The sequence below is a fragment of the Streptomyces griseochromogenes genome (assembly GCF_001542625.1).
Lineage (GTDB): Bacteria > Actinomycetota > Actinomycetes > Streptomycetales > Streptomycetaceae > Streptomyces > Streptomyces griseochromogenes.
In genome coordinates, this window is the sequence record NZ_CP016279.1 from 9619360 (window position 1) to 9631725 (window position 12366).

Annotated in this window: 11 protein-coding genes and 1 tRNA gene; 4 read left to right on the forward strand and 8 right to left on the reverse strand. The window is 70.2% G+C overall.

The annotated features are described in order from the left end of the window. Nucleotides 1-70: 70 nt before the first annotated feature. The 4 genes from AVL59_RS41850 to AVL59_RS41865 all read right to left on the reverse strand — a co-directional run bounded on the left by AVL59_RS41850 (nucleotide 71) and on the right by AVL59_RS41865 (nucleotide 3755). Nucleotides 71-532 (reverse strand): DUF3592 domain-containing protein, encoded by a 462-nt coding sequence (locus tag AVL59_RS41850; RefSeq protein WP_067314886.1) that lies wholly within the window; start codon nucleotides 530-532, stop codon nucleotides 71-73. A gap of 88 nt (nucleotides 533-620) precedes the next feature. Next, the gene (locus AVL59_RS41855) at nucleotides 621-1235 is read right to left on the reverse strand and encodes a lytic polysaccharide monooxygenase auxiliary activity family 9 protein (protein ID WP_067314888.1); all 615 of its coding nucleotides are present in this window, start codon (nucleotides 1233-1235) and stop codon (nucleotides 621-623) included. A 105-nt stretch (nucleotides 1236-1340) separates the two neighbouring features. Continuing rightward, entirely contained in the window at nucleotides 1341-2570 is a 1230-nt protein-coding gene (locus AVL59_RS41860) for an SPFH domain-containing protein (RefSeq protein WP_067314890.1), read from the reverse strand. A 135-nt stretch (nucleotides 2571-2705) separates the two neighbouring features. Beyond that, nucleotides 2706-3755, reverse strand: coding sequence for a peptidoglycan-binding protein (locus tag AVL59_RS41865; RefSeq protein WP_067314891.1), 1050 nt, complete (start codon nucleotides 3753-3755; stop codon nucleotides 2706-2708). A 185-nt stretch (nucleotides 3756-3940) separates the two neighbouring features. Here AVL59_RS41865 and AVL59_RS41870 point away from each other — a divergent pair. The 4 genes from AVL59_RS41870 (at nucleotide 3941) to glxA (ending at nucleotide 9080) form a co-directional block, all read left to right on the forward strand. Continuing rightward, nucleotides 3941-4014, forward strand: a tRNA-Lys gene (locus tag AVL59_RS41870). A gap of 66 nt (nucleotides 4015-4080) precedes the next feature. Then, a complete protein-coding gene (locus AVL59_RS41875; RefSeq protein WP_067318403.1) occupies nucleotides 4081-4803 on the forward strand; it encodes a FadR/GntR family transcriptional regulator in 723 nt (240 codons plus the stop codon). A 309-nt stretch (nucleotides 4804-5112) separates the two neighbouring features. Further along, nucleotides 5113-7146, forward strand: a complete 2034-nt coding sequence (locus AVL59_RS41880; protein ID WP_067314893.1) for a glycosyltransferase family 2 protein — start codon at nucleotides 5113-5115, stop codon at nucleotides 7144-7146. Beyond that, nucleotides 7143-9080, forward strand: coding sequence for a radical copper oxidase GlxA (gene glxA, locus AVL59_RS41885; protein WP_067314895.1), 1938 nt, complete (start codon nucleotides 7143-7145; stop codon nucleotides 9078-9080). The genes AVL59_RS41880 and glxA overlap by 4 nt, the downstream gene beginning before the upstream one ends. On the opposite strand, the gene AVL59_RS41890 is transcribed toward glxA, so the two are convergent. From AVL59_RS41890 to AVL59_RS41905, 4 genes are all read right to left on the reverse strand, one after another. Further along, complete coding sequence (locus tag AVL59_RS41890) at nucleotides 9081-10106, reverse strand: glycoside hydrolase family 6 protein (RefSeq protein ID WP_067314897.1); 1026 nt, start codon at nucleotides 10104-10106, stop codon at nucleotides 9081-9083. Between the two features lie 79 nt (nucleotides 10107-10185). Next, complete coding sequence (locus tag AVL59_RS41895; protein ID WP_067314899.1) at nucleotides 10186-10848, reverse strand: class F sortase; 663 nt, start codon at nucleotides 10846-10848, stop codon at nucleotides 10186-10188. A gap of 12 nt (nucleotides 10849-10860) precedes the next feature. Continuing rightward, on the reverse strand, nucleotides 10861-11430 hold the full coding sequence (locus tag AVL59_RS41900) for a hypothetical protein (protein WP_067314901.1): 570 nt from the start codon (nucleotides 11428-11430) through the stop codon (nucleotides 10861-10863). 106 nt (nucleotides 11431-11536) lie between these two features. After that, entirely contained in the window at nucleotides 11537-12316 is a 780-nt protein-coding gene (locus tag AVL59_RS41905; protein WP_067314903.1) for an HAD-IIA family hydrolase, read from the reverse strand. Between the last annotated feature and the right edge of the window lie 50 nt (nucleotides 12317-12366).

Genomic DNA, 12366 nt, shown 5'->3' on the forward strand with positions numbered 1-12366 from the left:
GCGAGGGGCCCTTCGACGTCTTCCGCGGCCGGCCTCCGACAGGCGTGACACGGCGACGGCCACCGCGCCCTTACGGCAGCAGCCCGTCCACCGCCGAGAACATCAGATGGGCGGCGACCATGAAGGCGACACAGCCCGCGATGAACACGCCGAGGAAGGCCAGTACGCAGCCCGACTCGGCCGCGAGCCTCCCACGCGCCGGGGCGTGCGCCGTGGCCCGCTCGGGACGCTCGGCCGCGTAGTGCACGGTGACGATGTCGCCCTCGACGGTCGTCCCCGGCCCGTTGCTCTCCTCGAAGCGGACGGCACGGCCCTCGCGGGTGGTGAACTCGTACACGTGGTGCAGCGTCGTGCTCACGGAGGTCTCACCGCCACCGCTGGTCGTCGTGTACGTCCGCAGGCACCGCGCCTCGGCCGTCAGCCCGCTGTTCCAGGCGCTGCGCACCTCCTGGGCGCGGCCGACCAGCCTGACCAGGGCGAAGACCGCCAGGGCGATCATGAGCGTCGGCACGACGTAGAACAGTGCTTCCATGGGTCCCCCGAACTCCGTGCGCGGCCACCGATCGGCCGGCGTGGGAGGACCCTACCCACGCCGGCCGCGCCGCCGGCTCAGCGGAACCTCAGAACGTGACGTCCGAGCAGGCGTAGAACGCGTTGCCCGTGTCGGCGATCGTCCACACCGCGAGGATGACGTGGTGACCGCTCAGGCCGGACGGCAGGGTGCCGCTGTGGCTGAGGGTGGCCGGCGGACGCTGGCCGTTGTACGGCACCGTCAGGAACGGAGTGAGGTTGAGGTCGGAGCGCGTCAGGGCGTGGTTCTGGTCCCAGCCCGGCTTGGTGACGTAGTACTTGAAGTCCGTCGTGGCGTGCATGGCGGTGAACTGCCAGCGGAAGGTGTACGACTGACCGCCGGTCACCTTGGTGGCGGGCCAGGCCGCGCCGGACGGCGTGGTGGGCGAGCTGAGCTGGGCGAAGCGGCTCAGGCCGCCGTTGCAGATCTGGCCGTCGGCGGGACCTGCGGCCGGGAAGCCCTTGGGTCCCTCGACGCTCTGCGGCTCCCACTGGATGTCGCCGCAGTTCGCCACGGTGCCGTTCTGGCAGAGCTTCTGCCTGCTGATGGGGAGGTCGGTGTAGCCGTGCCCGCTGGCGCCGCCGGTGGAGAGCACGAAGGCTCCGGCGGTCACCACGCCCAGCACGGCCGCGGACAACACAGACAATCTGGTCTTGGTGCGCATGCTGCCGCTCCTGGAGAACGTGGGGGATGTTCGCTGAGCTGAGCTGTGCAGTAGGTCTAGACCAAGTCTGAGGTTATTGCCGTTAGTTGAACATGTCCATACCAATCACACGGGCTCCCCGCGCCCCGAGCAGAACGCCACCGTCAGATCCCGGACCAGCACCTTGCGCTCGTAGTCGTCCAGTTCGACCAGACCGCGCATGGTCAGCCGGGTCACCGTGTCCTCGACCGAGTCCACGACCGAGTTGAGCATGGTGGACCGCTGCCGGGCGTCCAGCGCGGCGAGCCGGCGCTTGTGCATCGCGGCCGCGACCTCGGGGGCGTACTCCACCCGGACCGGCTGCACCGAGAACACCTCCAGGCCGATCGGCACCGCGTCCGCCCCGACCAGCCGGGTCAGCGTCTCCCCCGCCACCGCCGCCCCGCCCCGCGTCCCGCCCGGCGGCTCCACCGGCACCCGGGCCAGCGCCGCCTCCACGCACTCACGCAGATACCTCTCGTGGTCGTCGATCTCCAGCACGGCCCGCGCGGTGTCCCGCACCCGCCACACCACCAGCAGCACCACCCGCAGCGGCACCCCGTTGGCGTCCGCCGCCGGCATCGCCTCGCTGCGCCAGTGCCGCAGCCGTACGTCGACCCGGCGCCGCCGCAGCAGCGGGTTCACCCACAGCAGGCCGGTGCGCCGGACCGTCCCCCGGTAGCGGCCGAACAGCCCGAGCAGCCAGGCCTGCCCGGTGCGCCCCCGGGCCAGACCGCCGAAGCCGGTCAGGCCCAGCGCCCCGGCCCCGGCGTACGCCGCCCACTGCGCGGGCCCGAGACCCGTGCCCGTGTACGTCGGCAGGCGCAGCGACTCCATCGCGAGCGGCGGCAGCACACCCGCCCACCACGAGGTGGCCAGGCATCCCGCGAGGCCGGCCACCCCGGTCAGCACCCCGGCCGCGCCGGGCAGCACCCGCGCCGGCCGCTCCACCAGCTCCGGGTCGGCCTGTGGCACCACCCGGCTGCGGGCCGTGGCCGGACGGGTCAGCCGCGGCTGTTCGCCGGTGCCCTGCCGTCGCCCCACCACGGCGGGCTTCAGCGGCACCGACACCGGCTCGGGTTCGTCACGGAAGAGCAGGTGGACGGGGATCTCGGTGGTCACCTCGTTCTGGATCAGCCGGGCCGGACGGGTGGCCGTACCCCCTGGGCCCGCCAGGGCGCCCGTGCCCGCCCCGGCTCCGCCGCCTCCCGCGGCCGCCGGACCCGCCGCGCCCCCGGGACCCGCCGTTGCCTCGGGGCCGGCCGGACCCTCGGGATGCTCCTCGGACTCGGGCGTGTGTGACGTGGTCGTACTCATGCGTGCCTCCAGCCTCCGCGCCAGATGCGTCATGACAGTGGTGCCGGCGGTGGGAGCGGGTTCAGGGGTGCTCCCACCCGTCAGGGGCGCTCCCCCCGCGCGGCAGAGGTGCTCCTGCGCGCATCGCGGGAGCGCCTACGCGAACAGGCGGCGCCAGGTCTCCGGGCCGGGGTAGCCGTCCGCCGCGCCGCCCCGCCAGCCCTGGCCGCGCTGGTAGGCCTCCACGGCCCGCCGGTCCGCTTCGCCCCAGCGCGGACCGGGCCCGGCGGCATAGAAGCCGCCGAATCCCTTCTCCACCAATCGCCTCCCCAGCTCGGTGACGTACTCGTTCTCCTCGCCCGGGCGGAAGAACCTCCGGCCGGGATAGCCGGGCACTCCGTGCGAGGCGGGCCGGGCGCCCGGGGAGGAGGGCGCCGGTGCCTTGTCGTCGGTCGCCGCCTTCTTGCCCGCGGCAGCGGTCACACCCTTGTAGCGGTAGGGGACGTACTTGTCGGCGTGGGTCCAGTAGGGGTAAGGGGTGGCCTGGCGGCGGGTGCGCGGGGGTGTCTGTTCGTAGACCATGTAGTAGGTGTGCGTGTAGTCCGTCCAGCCGCCGAAGATCACGACGTGGGAACCGTTCTCGGGGTTGTCCTGGTTGTGGAAGAGCAGCATGTCACCGGGTTGCAGGTCCTCCTTGGCGATCTTCATCCCGAACTGGCCGAGGCTGCCCGTCCACTCGTTGCCCGGCAGGCCCCAGGCCATGGACACGAAGCCCGAGCAGTCCTGCCGGTACCCGTCGGTCCAGTAGGTGCTCATGCTGTACGGCACCTTCGCGGCGACCCAGATCTTGGCCCGGTTGATGATGTCGGTCCGGCTGGTGGCGGGGATGGGGACGGCCGGGGGCCTGACCGGTGCGGCGGCCGGGCCGAACAGCGGGGACTCCTTGCCCTGCGGGGTGGCGGGCTCACCGTCCGCGGCGGGGGTGCCGGGCCGGTGCGGGGCGTGGAGGGAGGCGTGGGCGGCGGCCGGAAGGGCCGGGCCCAGGGCGGCGGAGGCGGCGGCGGCCACGACCGCGACCCCCCGGGCCGCCGGGCGGCCGCCGAAGCGGGCGGGCAGCGGGCCGGGGCCCGCCCGCCGCCCGCGGACGCAGCCGGGGCAGTCACAGTCGCTCACGGGGCCGACGTCCTCGAACACCGGAGTACTCATGCGATCTGCCTCACATTCGGGGTGGAAATGTCCGCGAGTGTGCACGTTGATCAGTTTCACAACTGTCCTCCGCACGCGCATGTTGACGGTCCGAATGATGTACAGCCGCCACGGCCGCCTCTCCCGGACACGAAGGGGTGGTCGGGAGCACCCCGCCAGGTCGGGTAGAGTTCTCTTGTCAGCAGGCGCCGCTAGCTCAGTTGGTTAGAGCAGCTGACTCTTAATCAGCGGGTCCGGGGTTCGAGTCCCTGGCGGCGCACAGACCGAGCAGGCCTCTCATGTGAATGAGGGGCCTGTTCGTCGTTTGGCCGGATACCCTCTGGCCATGGCAGCCCGGGACCTCCAGGAGCGGATCAAGAAGCTCATCATCGACCGTCGGCTGCTCTCGGGTGCCCCGCTGCCGACCGAGCCCGAGCTGATGGAGTACCTCGGGGCGAGCCGGAACTCGGTACGGGAGGCGCTGAAGGCGCTGCAGGCGATGGGCATCGTGGAGATCCGGCACGGGTTCGGGACCTACGTCGGCCCGATGTCGCTCGCACCGATGATCGAGGGCCTCGCCTTCCGCACGGTCGCCGGGCACTACCGGGGCGAGGACTCCCTGCTCCAGCTGCTGGAACTGCGCGAGGCGGTGGAGACGGGACTCGTCTCGCGGCTGGCCGGCCGGCTGCCGGATGCCGACCTCGTCGAACTGGACGCCCTTGTGAACCGTATGGAACGGGAGGCCGCCGAGGGACGCGGCCTCGCCGAAACGGACCGGGCGTTTCACGCCACCCTCTACCGGGGGCTGGACAACGTCCTGCTGAGCGAGGTGATGGAGGCGTTCTGGGACGCCTTCCACCGGGTCCAGCGGGATCTGGTGGACGTGCCCCAGGACCCGCGGGTCACCTGCCGGCAGCACCGGGAGATCCTGGACGCGGTCCGCTCCGGCGACTCCATACGGGCGGAGGAGGCCATAAGGGACCACTTCGGCAACATCCGTGCCCGCCTCTCTCCCACCGGCGCACCCGAGCCTCCGGAGTCCCACCCGCGCCACAATGAACGGGTTTGACCGGTAAACACGGCGTTTCGCGTCTTGCGATCATGCTAAGCGCCGTAGAACCCTGGTTGTTCACGAAGCCGCGCCTTCGCGGCAGTTGGGGGAAGAAACCGGTTGCCCGCAGACGGGGAGGGGGCCCCGTTCATGAACCGGTGCCGAGGGGGGCATCATGCAACCGGAAGGTCGCACTCCCGTGTCTATAAAGTGTGCAAGGCGTGGTGATTGCGACCGCCACTGACCTGCCCGTGACGGCCGAGGGGACCCTGACCGGGCGGAAGGACCGACGAACACGCGATGACCCGCGTGTGGGGGGAATGACTCATGACGTCGACGCCGACGGGCGCCCGGCAGAGCCAAGGACAACACGACGATCCGTCACAGACCACGCGCCTCAGGGCGCTTACGCACCACACGGGCCAGTTCCGCAGGATAAAGAAGAGCCTGCCCAGATACGACTACGAGCACTACAGCCGGCTTGCGGGTCCCCTCACCCAGCCCGACCCGGGCAAGCCCTACACGGTGCAGTACCGCTCACTGCTCTCGCAGGAACCGCACCGCATACGCGCCGCGCTGATGCTGGGCGCGGCCCCGCTGCTGTCGCTGGTCCTGCTGGCCTGGCTGCTGCAGCCCGATCACTGGACCGAACGCGACTACCCGGCCTACGACTTCCTGCCCGCGCTGGACGTCGTGATGCTGGTCTCGATCGGCCTGATCGAGTTCTTCCGGTGCATGAACGTGCTGTCGAACGCGCACGCCACACTGGTCGCGCGCGATCCGGTCCCGGTCGTGCCGGAGACCGGCACCCGCGTCGCCTTCCTCACCTCCTTCGTGCCCGGCAAGGAGCCGCTGGAGATGGTGACGAAGACCCTGGAGGCGGCGGTCAGGCTGCGCCACCGGGGCGTGATGCACGTCTGGCTGCTGGACGAGGGCGACGACCCGGCCGTCAAGGAGGTCTGCGCCCGGCTCGGCGTCCACCACTTCACCCGCAAGGGCGTCGCCAGGTGGAACCAGCCCAAGGGCCCGCACCGCGCCAAGACCAAGCACGGCAACTACAACGCCTGGCTGGAGGCGCACGGCGACGACTACGACTTCTTCGCCTCCGTCGACACCGACCATGTGCCGCTGCCCAACTACCTGGAGCGGATGCTCGGCTACTTCCGTGACCCGGACGTCGGCTTCGTCATCGGCCCGCAGGTCTACGGCAACTACGACACGTTCGTCACCAAGGCGGCCGAGTCGCAGCAGTTCCTCTTCCACGCGCTGATCCAGCGCGCCGGCAACCGCTACGGCGCCCCGATGTTCGTCGGCACGTCCAACGCCGTGCGCATCAGCGCCATCAAGCAGATCGGCGGCCTGTACGACTCGATCACCGAGGACATGGCGACCGGGTTCGAGATGCACCGGGCCAAGAACCCGGCCACGGGCCACAAGTGGCGGTCCGTCTACACCCCGGACGTGCTGGCCGTCGGCGAGGGCCCGGGCGCCTGGACCGACTTCTTCACCCAGCAGCTGCGCTGGTCCCGGGGTACGTACGAGACGATCCTCAAGCAGTACTGGAAGGGCTTCTTCTCGCTGCCGCCCGGCAAGCTCTTCAACTACACGATGATGATCATCTTCTACCCGATGTCCGCCCTCAACTGGATCCTCGCGGCACTGAGCTGCGCACTGTTCCTGGGCCTGGGCGCCTCGGGTGTGAACATCGACCCGACCGTGTGGCTGATGCTGTACGGCAACGCCTCCGCCCTCCAGATCGGCCTCTACGTCTGGAACCGCAGGCACAACGTCTCCCCGCACGAGCCGGAGGGCTCGGGCGGTGTCGCCGGCATGGTGATGTCGGCCCTCTCCGCGCCGATCTACGCCCGCTCGCTGATGGACGCGGTGCTGCGCCGCAAGAGCAAGTTCGTGGTGACCCCGAAGGGTGAATCGGCCAGCCCCGACACGCTGTTCGGGACGTTCAGGATCCACTGGTTCTTCATCCTGGTCTTCGCCGGCTCGCTCGCCGCCGGCTTCGTGTTCGGGCACTCCCACCCGGCGATGATCACCTGGGCGATCTTCGCCCTGCTGATCACCGCCTCACCGATCTTCGCCTGGCGGTACGCGCTGCGGCAGGAGAGGAAGAAGCCCCGGCAGGCGCCCGGTGCGGCCGCACCCGCGCCCGCACCGGCGGTGGCGGAGCCGCAGGACGCGGTGCCCCCGCAGTACGCGGCCTACGGGCCGCACGCCGCACAGGCGCCGCACGCCCGTCAGCGGCCCACCTGGGCCGCCTCGTCCGGGGGGCCGGGCGGGGACCCGGCGGCAGACAGCGACCAGAGCATGCAGATCGCCCTTGGTGGACTTGGGGGACGTAAGGAATGAAGGACCAGGCCGGCCGCCGCCGTGCTCGTCGACTCGCGATAGGCACTGCGGTGGTCCTCGCGCTGGCCGGGATGAACGGGCCGTGGCTCTACCGCTTCGGAACCGAGCAGTACCACCAGTACAAGATCAACAAGCCCGAGTACAAGGCCGCCAACGGCCACTGGGACATCATCGACTTCCCCGAGGAGTACCGCCAGGACACCATCCACGCCGCGCTCCTGCACACCGGCAAGGTGCTGCTGGTCGCGGGCTCGGGCAACAACCAGGACAACTTCGACAAGAAGAAGTTCGACACCCGGATCTGGGACCCGGTCAAGGGCACGATCAAGAAGGTGCCCACGCCCGCCGACCTGTTCTGCACCGGCCACACCCAGCTGGCCAACGGCAACCTGCTGATCGCGGGCGGGACCAAACGGTACGAGAAGCTCAAGGGCGATGTGACCAAGGCCGGCGGCCTGATGGTCGTGCACAACGAGAACCCGGACAAGCCGATCACACTGCCCGCCGGAACCAAGTTCACCGGCAAGGAGAACGGCAAGACCTTCGTCTCGAAGGACCCGGTGCTCGTGCCGCGCGCGAAGAAGGTCTTCGACCCGAAGACCGGAGCGTTCCTGCGCAACGACCCGGGGCTCGGCCGTATCTACGTCGAGGCGCAGCAGAGCGGCACCCAGTACGAGACCGGTACGCAGGACAACTACCGCGTCCAGGGCCTGGCCGGCACCGACGCGCGCAACACGTACGGCATCGCGCAGAAGCTCGCCCTCGACAAGAAGGATTTCCAGGGCATCCGCGACGCCTACGAGTTCGATCCGGTCGCCGAGCGGTACATCAAGGTCGACCCGATGAACGAGGCCCGCTGGTACCCGACGCTGACCACGCTGTCGGACGGCAAGATCCTCAGCGTCTCCGGCCTCGACGACATCGGTCAGCTGGTTCCGGGGAAGAACGAGATCTTCGACCCCAAGACCAAGAAGTGGACCTACACGCAGCAGATCCGGCAGTTCCCGACGTATCCGGCACTGTTCCTGATGCAGAACGGGAAGATCTTCTACTCGGGGTCCAACGCGGGCTACGGACCGGACAACATCGGCCGTGAGCCCGGTGTCTGGGATGTCGACACCAACAAGTTCACCAAGCTGCCCGGGCTCAGTGACCCCAACATGATGGAGACGTCCGGGACCGTGCTGCTGCCTCCGGCGCAGGACGAGAAGTTCATGGTGATCGGCGGGGGCGGGGTCGGTGAGTCGAAGCTGTCCAGCAAGAAGACGCGGCTCATCGACCTGAAGGCGAAGAACCCGCGCTTCGTCGACGGGCCCGAGCTGGAGAAGGGGACCCGGTATCCGCAGTCCTCGATCCTGCCGGACGACACGGTGCTGGTGTCGGGCGGCTCGGAGGACTACCGGGGGCGCGGCGACTCCAACATCCTGCAGGCGCGGCTGTACCACCCCGACAGCAACAGCTTCACCCAGGTCGCCGATCCGCTGGTCGGACGGAACTACCACTCCGGCTCGATCCTGCTGCCGGACGGGCGGGTGATGTTCTTCGGGTCCGACTCGCTGTACGCGGACAAGGCGAACACCAAGCCGGGGAAGTTCGAGCAGCGGATCGAGATCTACACGCCGCCGTATCTGTACCGGGGGGCTCGGCCGACGCTCAGTGGTGGTCCGCAGACCATCGCCCGGGGCGCCTCGGGGACGTTCACATCGAAGCACACGGCCAGCATCAAGAAGGTGCGGCTCATCCGGCCGAGTGCTTCGACTCACGTGACGGATGTGGATCAGCGGTCGGTCGCCCTGGACTTCAAGACCTCGGGCGACAAGATCACGGTGACCGTCCCCAAGGACCGGAACCTGGTTCAATCGGGGTGGTACATGATGTTCGTGGACGACGACCAGGGGACGCCGTCCACGGCTCAGTGGGTCAAGGTTCCCTAGTCACTCGCTGTTCTTGGCAAGGGCGAGTGCGTAACTCGCCCACCAATCCCCTGCCTTCGGGCCTCCCTTGCAGTCGCCGTCCGACTCCCCGGGGCGCTTCACCCACAGGTACGCGTCGACCAGGGGGTCGGTCGTCTTCGTCGTGGGGGCTTCTCCCAGGGAGCGGCCGGGCGGGTTGCACCAGCGTTCGGAGGGGTTGCCGGCCGTGTCGGGGCCGTTGCCGTTGCGGCTGGTGTCGATGACGAAGTGCTTGCCGCCCACCTTGGCCGAGAGCTGTTTGCCGTAGGCGATGGAGTCCTGGGTGGAGTAGAAGTTGGAGACGTTGACGGAGAAGCCGTCGGCCTGGTCGATGCCGGCCCGCTTCAGGGGCTGGAAGATCTGGTCGGGGTGGCCCCAGCCCGCGTTGCCCGCGTCCAGGTAGACCTTGGTGTTCTTCAGGGACTTGAGCTTGGCGACGGCACCCTTGAGCAGGTCGTAGCGCTCCTCCTGGAACTGGCCCGGGGTGCAGCCGTCGACGAGGTGGAGCAGGGCGTCCGGTTCGAGGACGACGGTGGCGGCGCGGTCGCCGATGCCCTGGGCGACGCCGTCGATCCAGGCGCGGTAGGCGTTGCCGTCGGCGGCGCCGCCCTGTGAGTACTGGCCGCAGTCGCGGTGCGGGATGTCGTAGAGGACGAGCAGGGCGGTGCGGTCGGACTTCTCGGCGGCCTCGGTGAAGCCGCGGGCCTCCTGCTCGGGGTTCTCCGGGCCGATCCACTCCCCCGTCGGCTGTTCGGCGATCTTGCGGATCTGCCCGGCCTCGGTCTTCTTGCCCGCCTTCTCGTAGGTGGCGACCTGGCGGGCCGCGTTGGTGTCCGGGTTCACCCAGAACGGGTCGGCGGACTTGGGTTGCTGGGTGATCCGGCCGGCGTGGTCGTCGGGCTTGTCCCCGTCGCCGGAGGAGCACCCCGCCAGCAGCAGTGCCGCCCCGAGCACCGCCGCGGACGCCCGTGCCCGTGCCGAAGGCCGGGCCCCCGTGCTGTCGTACATGCGATTCCCCCCTGGGCGCATTGTTCCGAATGCCCATCGTGGCACACCGGCCGTGCCGGTCACGAGGTCGCGCGGAAGCTCAGGGGCCGGTGCCGGAGAGGTAGGCGGAGACCACCACGTTGGCCGTGTAGCTGTGGGTCGTGCGGTCGAAGGCGCCGCCGCAGGTGATCAGGCGGAGCTCGGCGCGGCCGGGCTTGCGGGGGCCGTAGGCCTGCTGGGCGTCGAAGTCGTCACGGGCCAGGACGCGGATGTCGTCGATGGTGAAGTGGGCGACCTTGCCGTCCGCGCGGACCACCCGGACCGTCTCGCCGGGCTGCAGGCTGCTGAGCTTGTAGAAGACGGCGGGCCGGGTCGCGGTGTCGACGTGTCCCACCATCAGCGCGGCTCCCGCCGCGCCGGGCGTGGTTCCGGAGCGGTACCAGCCGACCACGCCCGGCTGGTCGAACGGCGGCGGGTCGACAGCTCCCCGGCTGTCCAGGCCACGGGCCACCACGGGCGCCTGCACGCCGAGTTCCGGGATGTCGACGCGCTGCGGGAGCGCGGGCGCGAGGGGTGCGGCCGCGGGCGGCAGCCGGACCTGCCGGCCGAGTCCGGCCACGTCGCCGGTGGCGGGTCCGGAGGGGCTCGGCGGTACGTCGGTCACGCTGCGCCCCCACAGCCACAGTCCGAGCAGCAGGACGGCCCAGGCCGCCGCGGTGGCCAGGTGCCCGGTGCCGGTGGTGCGCTCCTGCCCGTCGGACATGTCGTGGGTGCCTCAGTCCGTACCGCGGCTCCGGCGGGCCCTGAGCAGCCCGACGGCGGCAGCGGCGGCCCCGGCGAGCGCGAGGCCCGTCACCGCCTGGACGGTGCCGGGCCCTGAGCCGCTGCCGGCCACCGTGGCGAAGTGCGCGGTGCCGCCGCCGCCCGCCTGGACCGGGGCGACCGGAGAGGGGGACGCGGTGGGCTGGAACAGCCGGCCGAACAGGTCGGTCCTGCCGGACTGCCCGGATCCTTTGGCGACCACGGTGACCGTGCCGGTCAGCGCGGAGCCGGCGCAGGTGACCTTCACGTCGTAGGCGCCGGGGGTGACCGAGGAGCGGACGCGGGTCTCGCCGGACAGGGTGCCCTGGGTGCCGGTCAGCAGTGCGTCGGTGACGAAGGCGGACGAGGCGGCGGTGCCCTGGGATCCGGTGCAGCCGCGCACCCGGAGGGTCACATCGGTACCCGGGGCCGGGGAGGCCGGGGTCACGGAGACTCCATGGCCGTCGTCGGCCGCGTGCGCCACCGGGGTGAGGGCGCTGACGACCAGGAGTCCCGTACAGACAGTGAGGCGAAGTGAGCCCATCGTGAACCTCCAGACACTGGGAGGCTCCCCCGCACAGCGCGCCTCCGCATCCTCGGGAGGCGCGGGATTACTCCATCCGGGTGGTGCGGGTTCTGGAAATCCCTGGTCAGACGAGGTCGACCAGGTCCGCGATGGAGTCGACGACCTGGGAGGGGCGGAAGGGGTAGCGGTCGATGTCGTCGGGCTGGGTGACCCCGGTCAGCACCAGGAAGGTGCGCATCCCGGCCTCCAGGCCCGCGAGCACGTCGGTGTCCATGCGGTCGCCGATCATCGCGGAGGTCTCCGAGTGGGCGCCGATCGCGTTGAGCCCGGCCCGCATCATGAGCGGGTTGGGCTTGCCGACGAAATACGGCTTCTTGCGGGTGGCGGCGGTGATCAGGGCGGCGACCGAGCCGGTGGCGGGCAGGTCGCCCTCGGTGGAGGGGCCGACGTTGTCGGGGTTGGTGGCGATGAACCGGGCGCCGTCGTTGATCAGGCGTACGGCCTTGGTCAGGGACTCGAAGGAGTAGGTGCGGGTCTCGCCGAGGATCACGAAGTCGGGCTCGTGGTCGGTGAGGATGTAGCCGATGTCGTGCAGCGCCGTGGTCAGGCCCGCCTCGCCGATGACGTAGGCGCTGCCGCCGGGCCGCTGGTCGTCCAGGAACTGGGCGGTGGCCAGCGCGGAGGTCCAGATGTTCTCCACCGGCACGTCCAGGCCCATCCGGCGCAGCCGGGCGTGCAGGTCACGGGCGGTGTAGATGGAATTGTTGGTGAGCACCAGGAAGGGGCGCCCGGACTCGCGGAGCTTCTTCAGGAAGGCGTCGGCGCCCGGGATCGGGACCCCCTCGTGGATGAGGACGCCGTCCATGTCGGTGAGCCACGATTCGATGGGCTTGCGGTCTGCCATGTTCTTGCGTCTCCTGGCGTGCGTACGGTCAAGAAGCGGGGGGCGCCGGA